The organism is Chryseobacterium luquanense (assembly GCF_026460945.1).
Taxonomy (GTDB): Bacteria; Bacteroidota; Bacteroidia; order Flavobacteriales; family Weeksellaceae; genus Chryseobacterium; species Chryseobacterium luquanense.
In genome coordinates, this window is sequence record NZ_JAOVZV010000003.1 from 34,414 (window position 1) to 59,952 (window position 25,539).

22 protein-coding genes are annotated in these 25,539 nt (G+C 33.8%); 15 read left to right on the plus strand and 7 right to left on the minus strand.

Annotation, left to right across the window (positions count from 1 at the left end; translation table 11 throughout):
* The first annotated feature begins 141 nt into the window (after window positions 1-141).
* On the plus strand, window positions 142-2,403 hold the full coding sequence (locus OEA66_RS04410; RefSeq protein WP_267280242.1) for an FUSC family protein: 2,262 nt from the start codon (window positions 142-144) through the stop codon (window positions 2,401-2,403).
* Here OEA66_RS04410 and OEA66_RS04415 read toward each other — a convergent pair.
* Complete coding sequence (locus OEA66_RS04415; protein ID WP_267280243.1) at window positions 2,384-2,998, minus strand: 4'-phosphopantetheinyl transferase family protein; 615 nt, start codon at window positions 2,996-2,998, stop codon at window positions 2,384-2,386. The genes OEA66_RS04410 and OEA66_RS04415 overlap by 20 nt on opposite strands.
* A 138-nt stretch (window positions 2,999-3,136) precedes the next feature.
* Here OEA66_RS04415 and OEA66_RS04420 point away from each other — a divergent pair, with 138 nt between their 5' ends.
* Window positions 3,137-3,937, plus strand: a complete 801-nt coding sequence (locus OEA66_RS04420) for a hypothetical protein (RefSeq protein ID WP_267280244.1) — start codon at window positions 3,137-3,139, stop codon at window positions 3,935-3,937.
* 47 nt (window positions 3,938-3,984) lie between these two features.
* Here the strand turns inward: OEA66_RS04420 and OEA66_RS04425 are convergent, their stop codons facing one another.
* Window positions 3,985-4,509 carry a HugZ family pyridoxamine 5'-phosphate oxidase gene (locus OEA66_RS04425; protein WP_267280245.1) on the minus strand — a complete coding sequence of 175 codons (525 nt, stop codon included), beginning with the start codon at window positions 4,507-4,509 and terminating at the stop codon, window positions 3,985-3,987.
* 164 nt (window positions 4,510-4,673) lie between these two features.
* On the opposite strand from OEA66_RS04425, the gene ahcY reads away from it, so the two are divergent.
* The gene (gene ahcY / locus OEA66_RS04430) at window positions 4,674-5,990 is read left to right on the plus strand and encodes an adenosylhomocysteinase (protein WP_267280246.1); all 1,317 of its coding nucleotides are present in this window, start codon (window positions 4,674-4,676) and stop codon (window positions 5,988-5,990) included.
* 113 nt (window positions 5,991-6,103) lie between these two features.
* Window positions 6,104-6,910 (plus strand): hypothetical protein, encoded by an 807-nt coding sequence (locus OEA66_RS04435; protein WP_267280247.1) that lies wholly within the window; start codon window positions 6,104-6,106, stop codon window positions 6,908-6,910.
* A 133-nt stretch (window positions 6,911-7,043) separates the two neighbouring features.
* On the opposite strand, the gene OEA66_RS04440 is transcribed toward OEA66_RS04435, so the two are convergent.
* On the minus strand, window positions 7,044-8,330 hold the full coding sequence (locus OEA66_RS04440; protein WP_267265303.1) for an adenylosuccinate synthase: 1,287 nt from the start codon (window positions 8,328-8,330) through the stop codon (window positions 7,044-7,046).
* Window positions 8,331-8,624: 294 nt separating this feature from the next.
* Between OEA66_RS04440 and OEA66_RS04445 the strand changes: the two genes are divergently transcribed.
* A complete protein-coding gene (locus OEA66_RS04445; RefSeq protein WP_267280248.1) occupies window positions 8,625-9,227 on the plus strand; it encodes a YrhB domain-containing protein in 603 nt (200 codons plus the stop codon).
* A 77-nt stretch (window positions 9,228-9,304) separates the two neighbouring features.
* On the opposite strand, the gene OEA66_RS04450 is transcribed toward OEA66_RS04445, so the two are convergent.
* Window positions 9,305-10,894 (minus strand): ABC-F family ATP-binding cassette domain-containing protein, encoded by a 1,590-nt coding sequence (locus OEA66_RS04450; protein ID WP_267280249.1) that lies wholly within the window; start codon window positions 10,892-10,894, stop codon window positions 9,305-9,307.
* Window positions 10,895-11,233: 339 nt separating this feature from the next.
* On the opposite strand from OEA66_RS04450, the gene OEA66_RS04455 reads away from it, so the two are divergent.
* From OEA66_RS04455 to OEA66_RS04470, 4 genes are all read left to right on the plus strand, one after another.
* Window positions 11,234-12,007: a HipA family kinase gene (locus tag OEA66_RS04455; RefSeq protein ID WP_267280250.1), complete on the plus strand. Its 774-nt coding sequence runs from the start codon at window positions 11,234-11,236 to the stop codon at window positions 12,005-12,007.
* Window positions 11,994-12,377 (plus strand): DUF3037 domain-containing protein, encoded by a 384-nt coding sequence (locus tag OEA66_RS04460; protein ID WP_267280251.1) that lies wholly within the window; start codon window positions 11,994-11,996, stop codon window positions 12,375-12,377. Before OEA66_RS04455 ends, OEA66_RS04460 begins: the two co-directional genes overlap by 14 nt.
* 18 nt (window positions 12,378-12,395) lie before the next feature.
* Window positions 12,396-13,400 (plus strand): alpha/beta hydrolase, encoded by a 1,005-nt coding sequence (locus OEA66_RS04465; protein ID WP_267280252.1) that lies wholly within the window; start codon window positions 12,396-12,398, stop codon window positions 13,398-13,400.
* A 245-nt stretch (window positions 13,401-13,645) separates the two neighbouring features.
* On the plus strand, window positions 13,646-15,487 hold the full coding sequence (locus OEA66_RS04470) for a carbon starvation CstA family protein (RefSeq protein ID WP_267280253.1): 1,842 nt from the start codon (window positions 13,646-13,648) through the stop codon (window positions 15,485-15,487).
* Window positions 15,488-15,664: 177 nt separating this feature from the next.
* Here the strand turns inward: OEA66_RS04470 and OEA66_RS04475 are convergent, their stop codons facing one another.
* The gene (locus OEA66_RS04475) at window positions 15,665-17,998 is read right to left on the minus strand and encodes an ATP-dependent helicase (RefSeq protein WP_267280254.1); all 2,334 of its coding nucleotides are present in this window, start codon (window positions 17,996-17,998) and stop codon (window positions 15,665-15,667) included.
* A 227-nt stretch (window positions 17,999-18,225) separates the two neighbouring features.
* Here OEA66_RS04475 and OEA66_RS04480 point away from each other — a divergent pair, with 227 nt between their 5' ends.
* The 3 genes from OEA66_RS04480 (at window position 18,226) to secG (ending at window position 22,095) form a co-directional block, all read left to right on the plus strand.
* Entirely contained in the window at window positions 18,226-19,539 is a 1,314-nt protein-coding gene (locus OEA66_RS04480; protein WP_267280255.1) for a M16 family metallopeptidase, read from the plus strand.
* A 51-nt stretch (window positions 19,540-19,590) separates the two neighbouring features.
* On the plus strand, window positions 19,591-21,624 hold the full coding sequence (locus OEA66_RS04485; protein WP_267280256.1) for a M16 family metallopeptidase: 2,034 nt from the start codon (window positions 19,591-19,593) through the stop codon (window positions 21,622-21,624).
* Between the two features lie 123 nt (window positions 21,625-21,747).
* Complete coding sequence (secG, locus tag OEA66_RS04490; RefSeq protein WP_267280257.1) at window positions 21,748-22,095, plus strand: preprotein translocase subunit SecG; 348 nt, start codon at window positions 21,748-21,750, stop codon at window positions 22,093-22,095.
* Window positions 22,096-22,146: 51 nt separating this feature from the next.
* On the opposite strand, the gene OEA66_RS04495 is transcribed toward secG, so the two are convergent.
* Window positions 22,147-22,986 carry a glycosyltransferase family 2 protein gene (locus tag OEA66_RS04495; RefSeq protein ID WP_267280258.1) on the minus strand — a complete coding sequence of 280 codons (840 nt, stop codon included), beginning with the start codon at window positions 22,984-22,986 and terminating at the stop codon, window positions 22,147-22,149.
* Entirely contained in the window at window positions 22,987-23,598 is a 612-nt protein-coding gene (gene recR, locus OEA66_RS04500; RefSeq protein ID WP_267280604.1) for a recombination mediator RecR, read from the minus strand.
* 220 nt (window positions 23,599-23,818) lie between these two features.
* Here recR and OEA66_RS04505 point away from each other — a divergent pair, with 220 nt between their 5' ends.
* The 3 genes from OEA66_RS04505 to OEA66_RS04515 are packed head-to-tail and all read left to right on the plus strand — an operon-like array spanning window position 23,819 to window position 25,442.
* Complete coding sequence (locus tag OEA66_RS04505; protein WP_267280259.1) at window positions 23,819-24,421, plus strand: LURP-one-related family protein; 603 nt, start codon at window positions 23,819-23,821, stop codon at window positions 24,419-24,421.
* Between the two features lie 21 nt (window positions 24,422-24,442).
* A complete protein-coding gene (locus OEA66_RS04510) occupies window positions 24,443-24,895 on the plus strand; it encodes a hypothetical protein (protein ID WP_267280260.1) in 453 nt (150 codons plus the stop codon).
* A gap of 55 nt (window positions 24,896-24,950) precedes the next feature.
* Window positions 24,951-25,442 carry a hypothetical protein gene (locus OEA66_RS04515; RefSeq protein WP_267280261.1) on the plus strand — a complete coding sequence of 164 codons (492 nt, stop codon included), beginning with the start codon at window positions 24,951-24,953 and terminating at the stop codon, window positions 25,440-25,442.
* Window positions 25,443-25,539 lie beyond the last annotated feature (97 nt).

Below are 25,539 nucleotides of genomic sequence, written 5' to 3' on the forward strand. Positions count from 1 at the left end.
GTCTCATTTTATGAGACTTTTTTTGTTTTAATAATTTTCAAACATTTTAATGAACGTTTTTAATATAATATTTAAATAAAAATTCACAATTCACTTACAAAGTAAAACCGACAATTCACATATAACCCCTATTTTTGTAAAATGAACTATTCATCGGAGCTCAAAAAAATCGTAACCAGTCAATACGTGTATTCTTCTATAAGAATTACATTGGCAACGGTGATTCCGTGTTTAGTACTCTCCTACTTTGGTTTGCTTAAAGATTATTTTCTTTTTCCTTTAGGAACTAGCTTTGTTGCGTTGACTGATCAACCCGGACCTTTTATCAGACGTCGAAATTCACTTACTTTTGCGATTTTCTGCTTTGTAGTAGTTGCTTTAATTGCAAGTCTGGTGAAAGGCATCATTCCTCTTGTAATTTTAGAAATTGTTGCTTTCGGAATGTTTTTCTCCCTAATCGGAGTTTACGGACAAAGATTAGCGGCAGTTGGTTCTTTAGCGTTAGTTGTTTTAGCCATCTTTATTGACGGACATTTAACTGGAGCAAATATTTTTAAAAGTTTACTTATTTTCGCAGCAGGATGTATTTGGTTTTTGTTGATTTTCCTTATTGTTACAACGATTCAGCCTTACAAATTGGCAAGTCAGATGATTGGGGAAAACTATCTTCAACTAGCAGAATTTCTTAGAGTTAAAGCTAATTATTATCAGAAAAACCCAGATTTCGACAAATTAAGTTTACAGATAATCGGAAAGCAGGTCGGAATTAAAAACCTTCAGGAAGAAACCCGTGAAACAGTTTTTAAAACCAGAACCATCGTTAACGAATCAACAACAATAAGCCGATTATTAATGTTGATGTTCTTGAATTCAATGGATCTTCATGAGAAACTCATGACTTCCGAAAGTGATTACAAAAAACTTCAGGAAAGCTTTGAAGACACTGAAATTTTAGTTCAAATTCATGATTATTTAAATATTCTCTCCGAAGAAATTGCCAACATTGGAATTTCATTACAAAGCAGTACCCGAGCAAGACCCATTTCCAATTTGGATGTTCATGAGCATGAGCTAAATGTTCATTATTTCGAATTGAGAAATAAACAAATGACTCCCGAAAATCTCGAAAACTTCATGATTTTGCGTCAGATTATGATGCGTATCAGCGAAATTACAAAAGAGATTAACGAGATATACAAAGTGTTTTCTCAGAATGTAAAATTGGCGAAAAGTCTTTCTACAGGTTTAGATTTAAAAAAATTTATGCCGAATGAGGAGAAAATTAATTTTAAAGTTTTAAAAAGTAACATTTCACTTACCTCATCTCATTTTCGTCATGCGATAAGAATTACAGTAGCGCTTTTATTAGGTTATTTGGTTTCTCTTCTTCCGTTTGTGGAAATTGGTCACACCTATTGGATTTTAATTACCATTGTTGCTATTTTAAAACCAGCCTACTCGATTACCAAACAAAGAAATCTTCTTCGTTTTTACGGAACTGTTGCAGGAGCTGTCATTGCGTACGCTTTGTTGCATTTTATTCATATTAATGCAATTCTTTTTGCAATTCTTTTATTGAGCATGATTTTGTGTTTCAGTTTGCTTAAAGGAAGATATTTTTGGGCAGTTTTATTTATGACAATGTATGTTTTCATGAGTTTTAATTTTTTAAATCCCGGGAATGTAAATGTTATTTTTAAAGACAGAATTGTAGATACAATTATTGCCGGTATTATTGCGTTTCTTGTTTCTTATATTGTACTTCCGGTTTGGGAACATACACAGAATTTAGATTTAATGAAAAAATCTGCGGAGTCTAATCTCACTTATTTTCACAGTGTAATGTCTAAATTTTTGAATGAAAATTTTGATGTTGAAGATTATAAAGTGAAGCGTAAAAATGCAATTATTTCTTTAGCCAATCTTTCGGATAATTTTCAGAGAATGATTTCTGATCCTAAAAATCAGCAGAAAAAACTGGAAGTTGTGCATCAATTTGTGGCCACTTCACATTTGATTACCGCTTACACCGCTTCCCTATCTCAATATGCGAAAAGCAATCAGGAATATCCAGAAATTGATTCTGAAAGCTGGAGTAAAAAAATAGAATCTGAAATGAATCAGGTCTCAGCAATTCTGAATGGCGATAAAATTACAGAAACATTGAGAATGGACAGCCGTCTCGAACCAGAAGATTCGTCAATTGAAGATATGCTTCATAAAAGAAAAACCGAACTTCTGGAAAATGAACATTACGACACAAGAGATCCTAATAAAATATCGCATTTAACCGAATTGAAAAATATTCACGATGTTTTGGAATTGATTTATGACGTTGCCAAAGAACAGCGAAAAGTAATCGAAAAGTACCGAAACGAAGAAGCTATTCCTCCACAATCGTAAAGCAATAATCGTCAAAAAATTTCACTCTGGCTTTTAACTCATCTGAAATTTGATCATCATGCACCCTGCAACTGATGTCAAAAAGATGTTTAAGCTCAAAAGGTTTTACTTCATAATGCTTTTTCAGTGACCAATGTTTTGAATGATGAATTTTATACATACTTTCTTTCACACTCCAGATAATTGTATAAAAGATAACTTCAGTATCAAAAGGAATAAATCCACGCTCATTTTCATAGGTAAATTTATCAATAACCCTTAAAATTTTAGGATTAAATTTTTCAATATCAATTCCTATTTTATTTTTTGAAATAGCAATCGCAGCAAACGGATAAGAATGGGTAATCGAAATTTCTGCATCCTTCGGAAATAAGTAAGGCTCTCTTTCTTTGTAAAGAATTTTAGAATTCGGTTTTAAACTTTTCAAAAGTTTTCTCACCATTAGAACCTCCAACAATTTTTTCGGATGATAATCTTTTACTTTTTCGGCATTTTCAGGTTCTAAAAGCTCATCAATATTTAGTTCATCATTCTCATCATATTTCCAGACAAGAATAGTTGCGTTATCATCAGAAAAATCTCGGTAAAGAGGCATTGGTTTGATTTATTAGGTAAAAATAGCAATTTTTTAAAGCTTCACAAGAATACAGTAAAAACAAAAAATAGCACAAAAGGGTGATTGTAGAATTTAAACCAAGATCATACCTTTATTAAAACTATAAAACCTGTAGACATGGATCGAAGAAAATTTTTAAGAAAAACATCGTCTGGTGCTTTAGCAGCTGCTTTCCTTCCTTTATTATCATTTAAAGAGAGTTCACTAAGTAAAAAAGATGAATATAGTGTAAGAGAATTATTTAAAAAAAATGGTAAAGAATGGCTGATTTCAATTACAATTATTTCCGATATTCTAACCCAATTTAAAGAGTCTGGCGATGAGAATAAGGAAGTTGTCATCGAAGCTTTTGACGAGACATCAATTCCATCTTACTATAAGATATTAGCACTTACTGAAAAAACAGTTGATGATAAAAATCTACATTTTTTATCATGCAGATTACAAAGCGATAAGACAACTTCTGAAAATTATAATTTCGCCAAAGAGCTTTTTGGTAAACAAGTCGAAATCGAAATTCACGACAAATGCCACGCTATTATCAGAAATGAAAAGATGGATCTGAAAATTAATCTGGGCTTTGAAAAAACCAGCGAGTCACAATGTTTTTTAACATCTGCATGTGTTTTTCATAAAAATCTTCCAGACAACTGTTATGAATTGACAACTTTAAGAGCCTTGCGAGAAAATGTAATGAAACCTCATCCTGAATATCAAAAATTAATCTCAGAATATAATATCATTGCACCGCAAATGCTTGTAAAAATAAATAAAGCTTCCAATAAGGATGAAATATTAGATTATATTTATTCACACTTAGTACTTCCATCGGTTTCATTAATAGAATCGGGGAAAAATGAAGAAGCAATTGAATACTATGGAAATTTCGTCAATGAAATGAAATATCTTTACCTATAAATTAATCCAAAAAAAAAGCTCAGTTTATAAAACTGAGCTTTTTTTTATTATTTCGCTTGGTGATTCTGATCGTTCCTGTGCTCCATAATTTCAAGATTTGCATCTACGAAATAAGCACTTCCGAAACCGTTTACATAAGCACCTTTCACAGGAGTTAAAGCGATTAAGATAAAATCTTTCATTTCAGAAATTACATCTACCACTTTACCGTGAGTTTCTTTCAATTGACCAACAACTTGATTCCAAGTTTCAGAATCTCTTTCAATCTGAGAAGTTGAAGCTTCAATTGTTAACCTTTCACGAGCATAAATTTGCTTTGTAGCAGATTCATCTTCGATAAACATGATTGAAGTTTTTCTTCCTTCAGAAAGGTTTTTTGTATGTTTTGCCATGAAAGACACTAATATATAAAAAGAGTTTTCTACTTGTACAAACGGAGCATAACTTGAGTTTGGAGTTCCTTCTGCATCTACAGTTGCCAAAATAATACTTTGGGTTCTTGCGATTAATTCTTTCACTTTTGGAGCAAGAGGTTTAGCCTGTCTTTGAGCTTCTTCCTGTGTATGATTCATAATAAAGATTTATTTTCTGCAAAAATACACTATTTAGAATTAAAATAAATAGATTTAAGTCTGTAAAATCTCATATTTGTGAAGTTAGAGGCCTGTTTTTTTATCTAAATTATATGTTGTAATTTTGCACTTTAAATATTTGAATTTAAATCATTCATTAAGATATGAGTACAACAACACAATACGTTCCTTATAAAGTTAAGGACATCTCCCTTGCAGAATGGGGAAGAAAAGAAATTACTTTGGCAGAAGCTGAAATGCCTGGCTTGATGTCTATCCGTGAAGAATTCGGACCATCTCAGCCATTGAAAGGAGCTAGAATCGCAGGATGTCTTCACATGACGATCCAGACTGCAGTTTTGATCGAAACTTTAGTTGCTCTTGGAGCTGAAGTTACTTGGTCTTCTTGTAACATTTTCTCTACTCAGGATCATGCTGCTGCTGCTATTGCTGCTGCCGGAATTCCTGTTTATGCTTGGAAAGGTCTTAACGAAGAAGAATTCGACTGGTGTATTGAGCAGACTTTATTCTTCGGTGAAGACAGAAAACCATTAAACATGATTTTGGATGATGGTGGTGATTTAACGAATATGGTTTTCGACAGATACCCGGAATTCACAAAAGACATCAAAGGACTTTCTGAAGAAACTACTACAGGAGTTCACAGATTGTACGAAAGAATGAAAAACGGAACTTTGGTAATGCCTGCAATCAACGTAAATGATTCAGTGACAAAATCTAAGTTTGACAACAAATACGGATGTAAAGAATCTGCAGTAGATGCTGTAAGAAGAGCTACTGACATTATGTTGGCTGGTAAAAGAGTTGTAGTTTGCGGATACGGTGACGTAGGTAAAGGAACTGCTGCATCTTTCAGAGGAGCTGGTTCTATCGTTACGGTTACTGAGATCGACCCAATTTGTGCTTTACAGGCTGCAATGGATGGTTTTGAAGTAAAAAGATTAGATACTGTCGTTGATAATGCAGACATCGTAATCACGACTACAGGTAACTTCAACATTGTAAGAAAAGAGCATTTCTTGAAATTAAAAGATAAAGCAATCGTTTGTAACATTGGTCACTTCGATAACGAAATCGATATGGCTTGGTTGAACGAAAACTATGGTCACACAAAATCTGAAGTGAAGCCACAAGTTGATATCTACACTTTGGAAGAAGGTAAAGAAGTGATCATTCTTGCTGAAGGTAGATTGGTAAACTTAGGTTGCGCAACGGGTCACCCAAGTTTTGTAATGTCTAACTCTTTCTCTAACCAAACTTTGGCTCAGATTGAACTGTGGACTAATTCTGAAGCTTACGGAAATGAAGTTTATATGCTACCAAAACATTTAGATGAAAAAGTAGCTGCTTTACACCTTAAGAAATTAAGCGTTGAGCTAGAAGTTCTTTCTACTGAACAAGCTGAGTATATCGGTGTAGATGTAAAAGGACCATACAAACCAGAATATTACAGATATTAATCTGTTTTAAATATAAAGTAAAATCCCATTATTCAAAATAGTGGGATTTTTTATTTGGAATTCTTTTCAATCTCAAGAATGAATCCTTACTTTTGAACAATTAAAATTTAAAAATGAAAAAATACTTTTTCCTGAGTTTAATGAGTTCTGTTGTTATCTTTAACAGCTGTAATAGCACAGATGAAAATGAAATTATTACTGATCCTGTAGAACAAAGAATATTGTTGAGCAAAGTCACTACAGTTTATTATGACAATCCAGCAAGTCCTCAAACCACTGTTTCAACATTGGAATATAATAATCAGGGACAACTTACAAAAACAGTATCTTTAGGAGAATCTTCTATTATTGAATATAATTCTTCGGGGAAACCTTTTAAAATAAATCACTACAAAGCTGATGGAACCTTAGACTACTATTCATCATTTAGTTACAATGGTGAAAATCTTACAAACATCAAAGCAATCTACGACGAGACAAGTTTAAACCGAACAATAAATTATACATACAGCAACGGAAAGGTAGCAAATTCTACTCTTTGCCAAACCGAAAATTGCAGCAATCCAATTATATCAACCTACACTTACAACGGTGATAATATTACTGTAGAAACTTCAGAAATGAGTGGCGGAATTTCTTCATCAAACAAACGTGAATATCTATATGACAATCAGCTGAATCCTTATACTTTTACCAATAAATATTTCAGAATCATGATGGGTGGAGCGTATGCTATGAGTAAAAACAATTATGCTTCTGAAAAAATTAGTTATAAAGACAGTGCGGGTAATTGGGTGCAGAATCAGCAAATAATTTATGACATTACGTACAACAGTGCACAATTACCAACTCAAGTTATTGGCAAAAGCACAAACGGAACTAATTATGTAAAATATAATTATGAATATATTCTTCAATAATTAAATTAAAACTTTACTTTTTGAATTGTAGCTTACTAAAAGAGATTGCTTCGTCTCTCACGCTCCTCGCAATGACACAAAAAAAAGAGACTATCGTAATGACAGTCTCTTTTTATTTATTTAAAGATATTCCTTAAAATAATTCTTTTCTGATAATGTTCTGACTTCTTTCCGGTCCAACAGAAACTAAGTAAACATTGATTCCCAGATACTTCTCGATGAACTCGATGTATTTCTGAGCTGTGTCCGGAAGTTCGTCGTAGCTTCTTACTTTTGTAAGATCTTCTTTCCAACCCGGTAAATCTTGGTAGATTGGCTCGTAGTTGTATAATTTTTCTGTTGAAGAAGTGAAATAATCGATGATTTTTCCGTCTTCAGTTTTGTAATGCGTTACGATTTTCAGGTTTTCAATTCCCGTAAGAACGTCTAATTTCGTAATGACTAAGTTATTGATACCGTTGATCATACAAGCATGCTTTAAAGAAACAAGGTCTAACCAACCTGTTCTTCTTGGTCTACCTGTCGTAGCTCCGAATTCACCACCAATTTGTCTGATGCTTTCTCCTAGCTCATTGTCCAGTTCAGAAGGGAAAGGTCCGTTTCCTACTCTTGTGCAATATGCTTTGGCAACACCGATCAAATTCTGAAGTGAAGTTGGCGGAACACCAGCTCCTGTACAAACTCCTCCGGTTGAAGGAGAAGATGAAGTTACATACGGATAAGTTCCAAAGTCGATATCCAACATCAAAGCTTGCGCTCCTTCGAATAAAACGTTTTTACCATCTCTGATAGCTTCGTTTAATTCTAATTCAGTATCAACGATTCTGTCTTGAAGCTGTTTTCCGATTTCTAAATATTCGTTGTAAATTTCTTCAACGTCTAATGTCGGTTTTCCGTAATATTTTTCGAAAAGAGAATTCTTAATTTTTAAGTTTTTCTCGATTTTGTCTCTTAAAATCTCAGGATTCAGAAGGTCAATCATTCTGATACCAACTCTTGCAATTTTATCTTCATAGCAAGGTCCGATCCCTTTTTTCGTTGTTCCGATCTGCGTTCCTCCGTGCTCTTCTTCACGGTAAGTATCCAAAAGAATGTGGTAAGGCATGATAACATGCGCTCTTCTGCTGATAAAAATGTGATCAGTTCTCATGTTTTTGCTTTCGATCTGATTCACCTCCTTAATGAAAGATTTAGGATTTACCACTACACCGTTGGCAATGATACACTTCCCTTTGCACTGAAGAACTCCCGATGGAAGAAGGTGCAAAACAAATTTTTCATCGCCTACATAAACTGTATGACCAGCGTTATCGCCTCCTTGGAAACGAACAACGTAATCAGATTTTGCCGATAAAACATCCGTGATTTTTCCTTTACCTTCATCTCCATACTGAAGACCTACAACTACGTAAGTTGACATATTTTACTTTTATTTTAGATTCATGCAAAATTACTTTTAAAAAATTGGGTGGGCAAATTTGCGGTGGATTTTATTTTTGGGTGGAGTGAAAATCATGGGATTGAAGTTGTAATTTTGATATCAAATTAGATTATATTTGAAAATAAATTATTTTAAAAACATATCTTTTGAAAAACAAATCCACACTATTAAAATTACAAATTGAATTACAAAAAGGCGAAAATTCAGATTTCGTTAAAAACTTCAATCGAAAAAACTTTTTAAACAATCTTCACAAAAAATACATAAAATAAAATGCAAGAAAACTCTAAAGATGAATTTCTGAAAATAGCAAGACAATATCTCTTGGAAAACATTGGTGATGATGTAGATGTTGTTCAAGAATCTGTGGAAGATTTTGAAGATTTATTTTATTTTTCATATCAGTCAAAAGAATTTCTGAATACTAAGAACTTTGAAGATAAGCTTATCGGGCAAGGTCCTATCTTTATTATTAAAAAAGATGGAAGAATAGTCAGTTATGGAAGTGCTTTTGGAAGTAGAGAAGCAAGAATTGATGTTATTAATAAATTAAACAAAGAAAGATTAATCCGAATTTTTCAGGAAGATTATGATATTTGGGAGACTGATTACGATTTGGTAATTAATAAAATTTACGAAAGAGACAAAGAGCGAATAATTTCAATGCTTCTGAAATATAAAACTCAATATACTCTTACAAATCAAAACAAGGAAACATCATATCATTTTTTCAATAAAGACCAACTCCAAAAGAAATTTAAAAAACTTCCGTTGAATTTAGGAAAGCTATTTAATGACTCCCTTGATAATGTACTTGTTGAACTTATAAATAATTATCCATATTGTGAGTTTACACTTTTGCAAGAATCTAAATAATTGTTATCATTCCGCAGAAACCTTTCAACAACATAGATTCCTGCGAAATGACAAACAGTATGGATATTTTATTATTCCTATTTCAACAAAATTTTTCCGATCATCCCAATCTCCTCCAAAAACACCCCATCATGCGAAATCACCACCAAAGTCCCAAGATAATATTTAATAGAATTCGTGAGAATTTCCACATTTTGAAGGTCTAAATTATTCGTTGGTTCATCGAGGATAATCATATCGGGAGCTTTATTGCTGATGGAAAGTCCGCACAGCAGAAGTCGCAGGCGTTCTCCTCCACTCAAGACATCACACTTTTTGTCCCAATTTTCTTTTCCGAATAAAAATCTTGACAGTAAAGTTCTCACTTCAGATTCCGGAATTGCGTTGTCGTTGAACTGTTGGGCAAAATCATAAACCGTTGCATTTCTGTCAATCAGAGAATACTCCTGATCAATATAAACCGTCTGAAAATCTGCTTTGGAAATCGTTCCAACAGAAGGTTGCAAATCTCCCAACAATAATTTAATCAACGTCGTTTTGCCTGAACCGTTCGAACCTTTAATCGAAATTCTGTCACCGCTTCGGATTTCAAGATTAAGGTTTTCTTTCCAAAGATTTTCTTCATCATATTTAAAATTAATTCCCTCCGCTGAAATCAAAATTTTCCCCGAATGCAGATTCGAATCATTAAAATTTACTTTCATCTGATCCGCATTTCTCACAGACAAACGTAAATCCCGCAAGTCACCCGAAATATCATTAATTTTCTCGGCATGAATAGATTTTAATTTTGAAGAATTTTTCTCAGCATTATTCCGCAGCGTATTCATCATAATTCTCGCCACACCCGATTTTTTCTGCTTTCCTTCGCCTCTTGCGTCGAGCTTTTGTTTTCGCTCCAGTGTTTCCCTTTCCTTTTCTTTAGCTTTTTTCAGCGCGCGTTCTTTCGAGTGAATATCGTTTTGAAGTGCCTCATTTTCAATTTCTTTTTGTTCGGCATAAAAATCATAATTCCCACCATAAGTAGAAATTCCCTGATTGCTCAGTTCAAAAATCACATCAACCAAATTCAGTAAAATTCGATCATGACTGACAATCACAACCGTTGAATTCGTCTTTTCGATAAGATCGTACAACAGATTTCGACCTTCAAGATCAAGGTGATTGGTCGGTTCATCGAGTAAAATAATTTCAGGCTTATTAATTTGAATTCCGGCAAGAAAAACCTTTGTTTTTTGTCCGCCACTCAGACTTTCTAAGGTTTGATTTAAATCTAAATTTTCAAGTTTCCAATCTTGTAAAGCAGTCTGACAAAGTTCTTCAATGTCCCAGTCGTCATGTAATATTTCAAAATAAATTTCATCCACTTCTCCATTTGTTATTTTTTGAAGTGCATCTAATTTTTTGTCTATTTTTAAACATTCCGCAATCGTCAGGTCACTAAAATTTCCAAACATCTGCGGAACATAGAAAATATCACCCTGAATATTGACATTCCCTTCCAAAGGTTCAATTTCATGAGCCATGATTTTCAGCAGGGTTGATTTTCCGGTGCCGTTGCTTCCGACCAAAGCAGATTTTGAGTGAGTGGGTATCGTTAAGTTGATAGAATTAAAAAGCAGATTCCCCGCAGGAAACCCAAAGGATATATTGTGTAGAAAAAGCATAATTTCTTTATTTAATTAAGGTTGAACTTCAATAACGTTTGGAGTTATTGTTGATTAAATCTGAAAGAAATTAAATTCTACATGTCTGAGGTTTTGGGGTTTGTGAGTTGCAAAGATAGTAAAATTTAATATTTTACATTTTTTGACAATTAAATATTTGATACTTAGATATAAATACCAACTAATTAACAAAAGATTTTTAAGTACGAAAATTTCATTTTCTGAACCTTAACATGATTTTTTTATCATCTTCTTTTCTAAAATTACAAAACAGCACATTTAATAATTTAAAACAGCACAAATACAATTAAAAACAAAGGAAAACCTTATTTTTGCGTTATGTTGGATTTAAGAACAGTTACTGTACAGCGTTACATTCTTCCGCTTCGGGAAGGTGGTTCTCTTCCTGCTTTGGCGGAAGCTGACGATGATTTTAAATATGTTTTAAAATTCCGTGGCGCAGGTCACGGTGTAAAAATGTTGATTTCTGAACTTTTAGGCGGAAAAATCACACAGGCTTTAGGATTACCAATTCCGGAGCTTGTTTTTGCAAATCTCGATGTTGATTTCGGGAGAACGGAAGCAGATGAAGAAATTCAGGATTTGCTGAAGAATTCCGAAGGTTTAAATTTAGGACTTCACTATCTTTCAGAATCGATTGCATTTGATTCCAGTGTAAAGGTTGATGCGCTTTTAGCATCAAAAATTGTTTGGCTGGATGCGTTTATTACCAATATCGACCGTACTTTTAAGAATACTAATCTCTTGATGTGGCATAAAGAATTGTGGGTAATTGATAACGGAGCATCATTTTATTTCCACCATTCATGGCAGAATTTTGATACGGCAGCAAAAACTCCTTTCAAATATGTAAAAGACCATGTTTTGCTTCCGCAAGCGACAAAATTGGATGAAGCTGATCAATTTGCCCATGAAATTTTAAATGAAAATCTTTTTAGAGAAATTGTGAATTTAATTCCTCAAGATTGGTTACATTGGAATGACGCTGAAGAAAGTCCGGATGAAATTCGTGAAGTGTATTTCAATTTTCTCAAAACACGATTAGAAAATTCTCAAATCTTTGTAAACGAAGCCAAAAATGCAAGAGGATAAAATATACGAATACGCCGTAATACGCTTGGTGCCGAAAGTTGAGAGAGAAGAATTTTTCAATGTCGGGTTGGTCATGTTTTCGAAAAGAGAAAGATTTATTAAAGTGGAATTTTATCTGTGTCCGGATAAATTTAAGCTGATGCACAGCAAATTGGATTACGAAGATGTGATTAAAAATCTTGAAAGTTTTAAAAATATAGCAGAAGGAAAAAAGGAAGGTGGCCCAATTGCTCTTTTAGAAATTCCTGATCGATTCAGATGGCTTACTGCGGTAAGAAGTGCTGTTGTACAAACTTCCCGACCTCATCCCGGGAAATCAAAAGGTCTTGACGTTACGTTTGGTAAACTTTTTGAAGAATTGGTAAAATAATGCATCAAACAATAGTACATGAGATTATTTAATTCAATTACAAGAAATGATAGGTTTTTAAAGAGCCTATTTTTTTTATTCTTATTGACAATTTCCACTCTTGGGTTTTCACAAAAACAGAAAAGCACACTTCTTTTCGAGCAGGCAAATGTTTCAGAAAATATTGTCTACAAAACCGATAACAACGGTGAAGAAATTCTTCTTGATATTTACCGTCCTAAAAATTCCGAAAACAAAAAACTACCCGTTGTAGTTTATGTTCATGGCGGAGCTTGGGTGGAAGGCGATAAAGTAATCTATTCTAATAATTATATTGAAAGCACAATTTTAAAACTTTTAGAAAAAAATTATACCGTTATCAGCATCAATTATCGTTTGGTGAGTGAAACTGTTCATTTTCCGGCACCGATTCAGGATACAAAAGATGCGGTGCGATGGGTTCGTAAAAATGCAGATCAATACCATCTTGATGAAAATAATATTGGAATGTGGGGCGTTTCTGCGGGCGCACATCTTTCCCTTTTAAGCGCTTATACTGAAGATAAAGATTTTGCTGGTGATTCTCAACTTTCAAAATATTCAGCTAAAGTAAATTATGTGGTTGATAATTTCGGGCCGACTGATATGAACAGACTTCTTCACACCCGTGCTCCAAAACCATTATTGTTGACAGTAGGCTTAATTTCAAAAAAGATTATTGACTTGAGAGGAAAGCTTATCATGGGAATTACAGGTTTAAATATCAAAGAAAACAAAAAAGAAGTTGTGGAAATTTGTAAAACCATTTCGCCTTTGACATATAATCAAAATCCTGTTCCAACTTTAATTCTGCACGGAAATAAGGATAAAATTGCACCGATAAGACATTCTAAAAGATTGAATAAAATGTTGACAAAACAGAATGCTGATCACCAATTGATTATTGTCAAAAAGGGCAATCATGGTTTTTACACTGTCGATAAAGCTTATCAGGAAGAACTAAATAATGAAATGGTTAGCTTCATCATTTCTCACACAAAATAACTTTTATCTTTAGTTAAATCACATCCTTATTTAATTATACTTTTTCAAAAAGAAGCAATAATTCATATAATTATAAATCAGTTATTTAAATTAAAAAAAACTTCTATAAAAATATAATTTTGCTAAATTAATATACATATTGATTAATTTTATATAGAAAATAAGTACCTTGGTCGAATGCTTAAATTATTAACAATAAAACAAGCAAAAACCCTAACTATTTATTCATATAAAAGAAAAACAATATGGAATTTCTAAATGGAATTAATGCATTAACTTTAGTATTTACCTCACTATTGATTTTTGCGATTGCTTACCGTTTTTACGGAATTTTCTTGGCGAATAAAGTATTGCGCCTTAACGACAAAAATACAACGCCCGCCGTAGAATTTGCTGACGGAAAAGACTATGTTGCAACCAACAAAAATGTGCTTTTCGGACACCACTTTGCAGCAATTGCCGCAGCCGGTCCTTTGGTGGGGCCCGTTCTTGCTGCTCAATTTGGTTATCTTCCGGGTGCAATCTGGATTTTGATTGGCTGCGTTTTAGGAGGTGGAGTTCATGATATGGTCGTACTTTTCGCATCAGTAAGGCATAAAGGACAAAGTTTAGCAACAATTGCATCCAAAGAAATTGGAAAAACTACAGGAACCGTTGCAGGTTTTGCGATTTTATTCATTTTAATTTTAACGCTTGCCGGACTTTCCTTAGCGTGTATTAATGCGATGCACGAAGCTTCTTGGTCACTATTTACAGTTGTCATTACAATGCCTATTGCGATTATTATGGGACTGATTATGCGTTACAGAAAAAATTCAGTGACGTTTGCAAGTATTTTGGGCGGTGTTCTTTTGATTGCAGGAATTATCGGTGGACATAATTTGATGCAGAATGAAACCATGAATAATATGTTCACTTGGGACATCACAACAATATCAATCGCCATTCCTTTGTATGGATTTCTGGCTTCTGTTTTACCTGTGTGGTTACTTTTGGTTCCGAGAGACTATCTTTCAACCTATTTGAAAATCGGGACGATAATTATGCTGGCAATTGGTGTAATTGTAATTCACCCAACGATTCAAATGCCAGCTTTGTCGGAATTTATCAATGGTGGTGGTCCTGTAATTGGTGGCCCGGTTTTACCATTCATCTTTATTGTAATCGCTTGTGGAGCAATTTCAGGATTCCATGCAGTGATTGCGACAGGAACAACTCCAAAAATGCTGAACAGAGAAAAAGAAATTCTTTTCGTAGGTTACGGAGCGATGCTTGTGGAAGGCTTTGTCGCTTTAATGGCACTTATCGCAGCCTGTACTTTAATGCCCGGAGATTATTTTGCGATTAATACTCCAAAAGATACGTACGATGCTTTCTTAGCAACACATCCAGGTTTACACGGCGTTGATATTGATTATTTCTCAGAAAGAATCGGGATTGATTTACATGGAAGAACAGGAGGTGCCGTTTCGTTAGCAGTTGGGATGGCGCACATCTTCAATAAAATTCCCTACATGGATCAGTTGATGGCTTATTGGTACAACTTTGCGATTATGTTTGAAGCGGTATTTATTTTAACAGCAATTGATGCCGGAACGAGAGTCGGAAGATTCTTTTTACAGGAAATGTTAGGTTCCGTTATTCCAAAATTTAATGATAAAAACTGGACTCCTGGAATTATTATAAGTAGTTTACTATTCACTTTTGCTTGGGGATATTTGGTTTTCACAGGAAATGTAAGCAGTATTTGGCCGTTATTCGGAATCAGTAATCAGTTGCTCGCCGCTTGTGGATTGATTGTCTGTACGACAATGCTCATTCGTCTCAATCGTGGAAAATATGCGCTTTGCTCGGCGATTCCGGGAGTATTCATGGCGATTATAACGTTCTGGGCAGGTTATATTCAGGTGATGGATATTTACATCCCAAAACAGCAATATTTACTGGCAACTTTGGCTGTTGTAGCGATGGTTTTAATGCTTGTAGTTTTCGTTGGTGCTTTTAGAAAATGGTACCAATTGTTACAAGTTAAAACTTCACATACCGATTTCTATGGTGAAAACGTGAAAGAATTGGTAGAAAGATAAATTTCTTAATTAAACTATATGAGGAAGGGGTACGGTTTACTGTACCTCTTTTATTTTTGAAAATTTTCACATATAATTTACGTAAAAAACTTTTGTTTGTATTTCGGTGACCTCGACAGGATTCAAATCAATAAACATTCAAAAAATATAAACGGATTCATGTTGAATCCGTTTATTTTATATTTTAGTCAATTTAGCATACTTCAAAATTAAATTCTTCTCGCCCTCGTGTAAGAAAACCACTTTCGCTTTGATATTTTGAGGATCAGTTCCATCTAAAAATGCAACTTCACCAATTCCAAAACGATCGTGTCTCACTTTATCCCCAACTTCAATATCCTGAGAAGAAGCGCCGCTTGGGTTGATAATTTTTGCAGAAGCAACAGGTTTAAGTTTTCTTGGTTCCGCAATCGGTTTGTCATTTTCACTTTTGGAAATCGTTTTCTTCTCAACCTTTTTGAAACTTCTCATTTCCGAAGGATGTTCATCAAAAATATTAGAGCTGATTCCTGTTTTATTAATGAATCTCCCTTCCATTGCAGGGTTTAAGAATTCAATATATTCCTCATCCACTTCACTTAAAAACCTTGAAGGTTCCGCATCGGTAATTTTGCCCCATTGAAAACGTGAAACTGCATACGAGAAAAACGCCTGTTTTTCGGCTCTTGTTAAGGCAACGTAGAACAAACGTCTCTCCTCTTCCAAATCTTCTCTGGTTGCTGAACTCATAAAACTCGGGAATAGATTTTCCTCCAATCCAACCAAGTGAACAACAGGAAATTCAAGACCTTTTGACAAGTGAATCGTCATTAAAGAAACCATATCTTCATCACCATTCTTTTTATCCTGAGTATCTGCGGAAAGTGCAATATTTTCAAGAAAATTCGGCAAACTCGGGTCACCATCTTCCAACTGAATCTGTTCTTCAATGAAACCCTGCATCGAGTTCATCAATTCCTGAACGTTCTCTACTCTTGAAATTCCTTCCGGAGTCTGATCGTCTTTTAAAAATTTAATCAAACCACTTCTTTTCGCAACTTCCATCGCAACATTATAAGCAGTTTCTGTCTTAAGTAAAACCTGAAATGCTTTAATCATCGACCAAAAATCGCTCAATTTAGTAATCACGCCATTATTAAAACCTAAATGTGGCGCATAAATCGGGAGATTATCTAAAACTTTTGCAACCGAAAGATTTTGAGAATCCGCAAATACAATCAATTTATTTTGAGTCGTTTCACCAATTCCTCTCGTGGGAAAATTGATAATTCTCATTAACGCTTCAGAGTCATTTTCATTGACTAAAAGCCTTAAATAACCCAACAAATCTTTAACTTCCTTTCTTTGGTAAAACGAAAGACCACCATAAACTTTGTACGGAATATTTTTTCTTCTCAAAGCATCTTCAAAAGCACGAGTCTGAGAATTAGTACGGTATAAAATCGCAAAGTTGTTGAATTTTCTTTGTTCACGATTATGAAGCTCCCAGATATTTCCGGCAACGAAATTCGCCTCATCAGCATCGGAAAGCGAGCGGTAAACTTTTATTTTTTCACCAACTTCGTTTTCACTGAAAACATTTTTCTTAAACTGCTGAAGGTTTTTTGCGATCACAACATTTGCCGCATTCACAATATTCTGAGTCGAACGGTAATTTTGCTCCAAAGAAACTGTAACCGCTTCAGGATAATCTTTTTTGAAATTTAAAATATTATAAATATTTGCCCCACGGAAAGAGTAAATCGACTGTGCATCATCTCCAACTACACAAATATTTTCGAATTTTGAAGCCAGAGCTTTTACAATTAAATACTGAGAGTGGTTTGTATCTTGGTACTCATCCACTAAAATATATCTGAATCGGTCTTGATATTTTGCTAAAACCTCTGGAAATCTCGTTAACAATTCATTTGTTTTTAACAATAAATCATCAAAATCCATTGAACCATTCTTGAAACATTCCTCAACATATTTCTTATAAATTTTCCCCATAAATTTCATGTTGGCTTTTTCATCAGCTTCAATCAATTCCGGATTATTTTCATAAGCTCTTACGGTAATCAGGTTATTTTTATAATTTGAAATTCTTGACAGAACTTTTTTAGGCTTATACAAATCACCATCAATATTAAGGTCTTTGATGGATTTTTTAAGCACATTCAAAGCATCTTGTTGATCGTAAATCGTAAAATTGGAAGGATAGCCCAAATAATGCGCTTCACTTCTCAGAATTCTTGCAAAAACAGAGTGAAAAGTCCCCATCCAAAGGCTTTTCGCATTGCTTGGCCCTACAACTTTCGCAATACGCTCTTTCATTTCTTTTGCTGCTTTATTGGTAAATGTCAACGAAAGAATATTAAAAGGATCGATTCCATTGGTAATCAAATGGGCAATACGCATCGTGAGTACACGTGTTTTTCCTGAACCAGCTCCAGCAAGCACCATAAGAGGTCCTTGCAATGTGGTAACGGCTTCATATTGTGATTCGTTGAGTCCTTTCAGATAATCCATACAGCAAAAAAATTTGGGAACACAAAATTAGTGTATTATAAGGAGAATTCAAATTTGTATTTAATTTCCATTGATATACTTCATCACAATTTATACAAATGATATATCTGCAATTAAAAAATCGGCTTGCAAAATTCATACCCTACTACAAATCATTAAAAAAATATTAAAAAAAATGTAACAATTACTGTAAATTTACCACTCATTGACAAAACAATTTCTATTTTATGAAAAAACGACTTCTTAGTGTTGCAGCTGCTGCCTTTTTTGGAGTGATGCTGAATGCACAACAAATCAAATTCGAAGAGTATGATTTACCAAATGGTATGCACGTAATTCTTCACCAAGATAATTCTGCTCCTGTAGTTACTACAGCAGTAATGTACCACGTTGGTGCAAAAGACGAAGTTAAAGGAAGAACAGGTTTCGCTCACTTTTTTGAGCACCTTTTATTTGAAGGAACTCCGAATATTAAAAGAGGAGATTGGTTTAAAATTGTTTCTTCAAACGGAGGACAAAACAATGCCAACACGAGCATGGACAGAACGTATTATTACGAAACTTTCCCTTCAAACAATGAGCAATTGGGTCTTTGGATGGAAGCTGAAAGATTACGTCATGCAGAAATCAACCAAATTGGTGTAGATACTCAGAGAGAGGTTGTAAAAGAAGAGAAAAGATTAAGAATGGATAACTCTCCTTACGGAAATCTTTTCAACACCATTCAACAAAATCTTTTCACCAACCACCCGTACCACGGTTCTGTAATTGGTTCTATCGAAGATTTGAACGGTGCAAAACTAGATGAGTTCAAAGCTTTCTACAAGAAATATTATGTTCCTAACAACGCTACTTTGGTAGTTGCAGGAGATATCAAGCCTCAGCAAACTAAAAAATGGATCTCAGAATATTACGGAAGCATTCCTAAAGGAACTGTAACTCCTAAAAATTTCCCTAAAGATGAGCCTATCACAAAGGAAAAAGAAGTTACTGCAACTGATGCAAATATTCAGCTTCCTGCATATATTTTTGCTTACAGAACACCAAGCAATAAAGAAAGAGATGCTTATGTTTTAGATATGCTTTCTTCTTATTTAAGCAGTGGTAAATCTTCAGTTTTATACAAAAAATTGGTAGATCAGGATAAAAAAGCTCTTCAGGTTGCGGCTTTCAACCAAGGTATGGAAGACTACAGTATTTTTGCATTCTTTGCAATCCCAATGGGAGCTACCACGAAGCAGGTTTTACAAAATGACATCGATGCTGAGATTAAAAAAGTACAGACTACTTTAATTTCAGACGAAGATTTCCAAAAACTTCAAAACCAATATGAGAATCAGTTTGTGAATACCAATTCTAGTATTCAAGGGATTGCTTCTTCATTGGCTACAAGTCACGTTTTGATGGGAGATACTAATTTAATCAACAAAGAAATAGATATTTACAAGTCTATTACGAAGCAAGATTTGCAAAATGCTGCTAAAAAGTATCTTAATTCTAACCAAAGAGTAATCATTAATTACGTACCTGAAAAAAAATAATCTCTTTAAAACATTAAGTTAAGAAGAATTATTAAAATTAAATTTTTACAAATGAAAAAGCAATTAACCTATATAGCAGTAGCATTTTTATTCACAGGAATGATTTCTGCACAAAAAATTGATCTTAACGCAATGCCAAAACCAGGGCCAACTCCTGCGATTAACATTGCTCAGCCAAAAACTTTCCAATTAAAGAACGGTTTAACAGTAATGGTCGTTGAAAACAACAAACTTCCAAGAGTTAACATGAGCCTTTCTATGGACAGACAACCTTACTTCGAAGGTAATATTGCCGGAGTGAGCGAAATCATGGCAAGTCAGCTAGACAACGGTACTACTACACTTAGCAAAGACGAATTCAACAAAAAAATAGATTATTTAGGAGCAAGTTTAGGATTCTCTTCTGCCGGAGCTTCTGCAAACTCTCTTTCAAAATACTTCCCGCAAGTATTGGCATTGATGTCTGATGCTATTATTAATCCTAAGTTCTCTGCAGAAGAAATTGAAACTGCTAAACTAAGAACAATTGAAGGATTAAAATCTGAAGAAAAAAACGCTTCTACAATTGCTTCAAGAGTTTCTAATGCATTAGCTTACGGAAAAAACACTTCTAGAGGTGAGTTTGAAACGGAAGAATCTGTTAAAAAAATTACTTTGGCAGACGTACAGAACGTTTACAAAAAATATTACGCTCCAGACAATGCTTATTTGGTAATTGTAGGAGATGTGAAATTTGACCAAATAAAACCAATGGTTGAAAAAGCATTCAGCAATTGGAAAAAAGCAGATACTAAATTTGCAGCTTTAGAGCCTGCAAATAATGTTGCTAAAACGGAAATCAACATCGTAGATGTACCTTCAGCTGTACAATCTGTAGTTTCTGTAGGAAATCTTACTAAACTAAAGATGAACGATCCTAATTATTTCCCTGCAACAATCGCAAACTACATTCTTGGTGGTGGTGGTGAAGCAAGGCTTTTCATGAATCTTCGTGAGAAAAACGGTTTCACTTATGGTGCTTATTCTAGTATGACTGCAAGTAAATATTCTCCTGATTTTTCAGCTGAAGCAAGCGTAAGAAATGAAGTTACAGATAAGGCTGTTAAAGAATTCATGAACGAATTGAATGCTATTTCTACTGTAAAACCTGAAGAATTAGCAAATGCTAAAGCTAAATTGAAAGGAAGTTTCATTATGGCATTAGAGCAGCCTGCAACAATTGCAAGATTTGCTTTAAACCAAAAAGTAAACAATCTTCCTGCTGATTTTTATACCAATTACTTAAAATCAATCGATAAAGTAACGGCAGCAGATGTTTCAAATGCTGTAAAAGCTAATGTTTTACCAAACCAAAGCCGAATTTTTGTTGCTGGTAAAGCTTCGGATATTTCTGAAGGATTGGAAAAATTAGGTTACCCTGTAAAATACTACGATGCAAATGCAAATCCTGTTGCAAAACCTGTTGCTCAAAAAGCTGATGCAAGTGTAACAGTAGCTTCTGTAGCAGATAAATATATCGCTGCAATTGGTGGAGCTGCTGCTTTGCAAAAAGTAAGCACAATTACTTTTGATGCTACTTCGAAAATCCAGGGAATGGATATGACGATGAAAATGATTCAAGGTAAAAACGGAAAAATGAACATGGACATGAAAGTAATGGGAAATACTGTTCAAAAAATAGTTTTTGACGGTAAAGACGGTTACATGGAAGCTCAAGGTCAGAAAATGCCGTTAAGTGCAGAACAGAAAGCTGAAATGTCTAAAGAGACTGAACTTTTCCCTGAATTAGGTTTCGCAAAAGCTACAGATCTTAAAGTTACAGGAATCGAAAAATACAACAACGAAGATTCTTACGTAGTAAAAGGAGCAAAGGAAACGTATTACTATTCTGTAAAAACAGGCCTTAAAACTGGCGAAGTTGAAGTAGGAGAAGGAGGTTCTATCCCAACTAACTACGGAAATTACAAAGAAGTTGCCGGTATAAAAGTTCCTTACACTATCGTTCAGGATATGGGCGGAATGGAACTTACTTTTGATGTAAAATCTTACCAAGTAAACCAAGCTAAAGATTCTGACTTCAAATAAGAATTAATATATTTTAATGAAAACGGTGGCTTTTGCTGCCGTTTTTTGTTTTTAGCCTAAATCTTATTTTGCTATTCGGTAAAAAAAGATTAAATTTGCCCATTCAAAAAGATATCAAAATTAATGGATACTATATTTACACTATTGATGGTTCTTATTATGATTGCCAGCATTTTATTGGTAATCGTTGTTATGGCTCAAAACCCAAAAGGTGGCGGTCTTTCTAGTACATTCGGAGGTGCATCTTCTACGCAGTTCGGAGTACAGAGAACAAATGATTTTATGGAAAAATCAACTTGGACTCTTGGAGCGGTAATTATCGTTCTGATTTTGATAAGCGTTGTGGTAACAGGAAAACCTAAAGTGGCTGTTCCAACCCCTCAAGCTCCGGCTAAAACTGAAGCTCCGGCAGGAAAAGCTCCGGCTTCTACTACAACTTCAGCACCGGTAAGTGTTCCGGCTTCTAAATAAGAAATTATTTTTTAAGATAAAATGAAAGCAACTCGGTGGAGTTGCTTTTTTTTATTTCAGTTTGATTTGTTCGATTTTGTGTCTGAGTTTTAAACCGGCTTTCAGAAAAGAATATTGTAAAGGTTTGCTGTTTTTATAATATTTATCAATGAAAATCTGCATCGCTCCATAAAATCTTCGAAGATACACTTCATCTTTTATCGTACTTTCACCTTTATGATGGAGAATTGATACCTTACCATAATAATAGTTTTGAAAACCGTGATTCAGCAAAGTATAACAGATATCGATATCTTCACCATACATAAAATATTTTTCATCCAAACCTCCAATCTTATTATAAATATCAGTTTTAACCAAGAAAAAGGCTCCTGTAATAACTTCAACTTCCGCCACTTCAAATTCGCCGATATCATTTCTGTAATACGATTTTGAATTATTTTTTTTAAACTTTGTAAAGAGTTTTTCAAAAGAATTAAACATATCCGGAACCGATCTTTTGCTTTCAGGCAGAAATACGCCGTTTGCATCATGCATCCTCACTCCAAGACATCCAAATTCAGGTTTTGAATCGGAGAAATCCAAAATCTCATTCATATAAAATCCTTCGATTTCTGTGTCTGGATTTAAAATTAAAAGATATTCTCCTTTTGCAGATTGAATTGCCTTATTATTTGCTTTAGAAAAACCATCATTAGTTTCGGAAGTGATAAAATGCACTTTCGGAAATTCGGGAATCAAATCTCCCCACGAACTGTCGGGAGATTTATTATCAATAACAATAACTTCATAACTGATATTTTTTAAATATTTTTCAATTGAAAGAAGACAGTTTCTCAAAAGCTGCGTTACATTATAATTAACGATAATAATAGAAAGTTTCACCATCATTTAATCCTTTTCGTTATAAGGTAATCTGTTGACAATCGATCTTCCCAAAGAAATTTCATCCGCATATTCCAGCTCATCTCCTACTGAAATTCCTCTCGCAATACTGGAAAATTTAATATCAAAATTTTTGAATTTTTTATAAATATAATAAGCTGTTGTATCGCCTTCCATCGTTGCGCTTAAAGCAAAAATCAATTCTTTAGCCTTTCCTTCAGCAAGTTTTCTTTCAATACTCGGAATATTCAGTTGATTCGGTCCAACTCCTTCCATCGGAGAAATTTTTCCGCCCAAAATAAGATATTTCCCTGTGTATTTCCCGGTATTTTCAATGGCAATCACGTCACGAACATCTTCCACGATACAGACTACGTCATCACTGCGTTTATGATTACTACAAATCTCACAAATTTCAAAATCTGAAAAATTATGACACTCTCTGCAGTATTTAATTTCATTCACCAGATTAATGATTGATGTTCCCAAACTCGACGCTCTGGAATTCGGTTGTTTTAATAAATGAAGTGCTAAACGTAAAGCTGTTTTTCTGCCAATTCCCGGAAGTCCGGAAATCTCGTCCACTGCTTTTGCCAATACTTTGCTCGGATAATCCATAGCTACAAAAATAAGCATTAAACTTTTAAAATTAGAAATTGCAGGTTCGTAATTAATCAGAAATTGCCTATGATTTTTTTTAAAGAAAATTTTACATTCTCACTTTCGATTATCATTTTCAAACACGATCTCTCATAATTTAATTCTTAGCAATTGTAAATCTGAAAAAACCGTTATCTTTGGAACACAAAATATTAAACTTGAAAATATAAACAAAAAAATGGCACTTAACAACCTTAACTATCCGCTGGATTTTAAATTCAAAATCTCAACTCTTGCCAGCGACTTCAACATTACAGACCGAAATGGAAATTATGTGGCGTATGTTCGTCAGAAAATGTTTAAACTGAAAGAAGACGTTATTGTTTTTAATGATGAAAGCAAAACCAAAGAGCTATTCAGAATTCAGGCAAATCAATGGATTGATTTTAATGCATCTTACTCAATCAAAGATACACTTGGGAAAAATTTCGGAAGATTGGCAAGAAAAGGAATGCGCTCAATCTGGAAATCTTCGTACAACGTTTTGGATGCAGAAGACCAACAGAAATTTACCATTACAGAAGACAACGCTTGGGTGAAGTTTTTCGACGGAATGGTAGGTGAAATTCCTATTATCGGAATGTTTACCGGATATTTCCTGAATCCTTCTTATACAGTAAAAGGGATGGATGGTAAAGAATATTTCAAACTTAAAAAAATGCCTTCATTCTTTGGAAGAAGATTTCAACTGGACAGATTAGTCGATATTGACGATGAAGACGAAAGTTTGGTGGTTTTATCGTTTCTGATGATGGTTCTTTTGGAAAGAGCAAGAGGCTAAGTTATATTCGGATATTCATTTATGAAAATCTCATTTGACCTTGATGACACAATTATTTCTACAACTAAATTTTCTTTAGAAAAAGAGTCATTGTGGTCAAAAATTGTCAGAGCTGAAAGAATTCGATTGGGTACAATTAGATTATTTAAAGAATTAAGAGCCCAAAACAATAAAATTTATGTTTATACTACTTCATATAGAAGTAAAGTAAAAATCAAATTGATGTTTTTATCTTATGGAATTCCAGTTGATTTTGTCGTAAACCAACAATTACACGATAAGAGAGTCAGAAAAAGAGGAAAAAACATTTCTAAATTTCCTCCAGAATTTGATATTGATATCCATATTGATGATTCTATTGGTGTTGAAATGGAGGGCATGAAATTTGGTTTTAAAACAATAATAGTTTCAATGGATGACGAAAATTGGGTAAATACGATCTTGAAAAAGATTGAAAAAATCTCAATAAATTAAAGCTTACTATCTCCAGAATTATATTAAAAAATCAAAAATTTAAATAATACAATAAATGAAATATTTAATCATTTTCTTTTCAGCATTTTTATTAGTTGCCTGTAAAAAGGAGAAACAAAGCATTTCTGATTCTACAAAAACTGACTCTACGGTTATTGTTAAGGATTCAATAAAAACAGATGTTCAGAATGCGAATATTGCAGTTGATACTTTTCCTTTTCCAAAAGAAATTAAAGAATGTTCTTGCTATTTTGCTAAGAATAAGGCTGATTTCGAAAATGAAAAGTACATTTATGCTGATGATGCAGGAAAAACCGCCTACATGACGCTAAACGGAAAAAGATTGGCAATGAATCTTATTTCATCAAGCGATATGGAAGTTGATGAAGAACTGACGAAAGAAATAGAAAATGAGAATTATAAAATTTCAGTAAAAGGAAAAAAAATTAAGCATGAGGAAGCATTGCTTTTTGAAGGTACTTTGACTATTGAAAAACCAGACGGAAGCAAAACCACAATGCCTATTTATGGAGAATGCGGATGCTAAGTATAAGCAATAAGCAATAAGCAATAAGCAATAAGCAATAAGCAATAAGCAAAAATAGTGCTCCTGAATTTCGGGAGCATTTTTAATTTCGTAATTT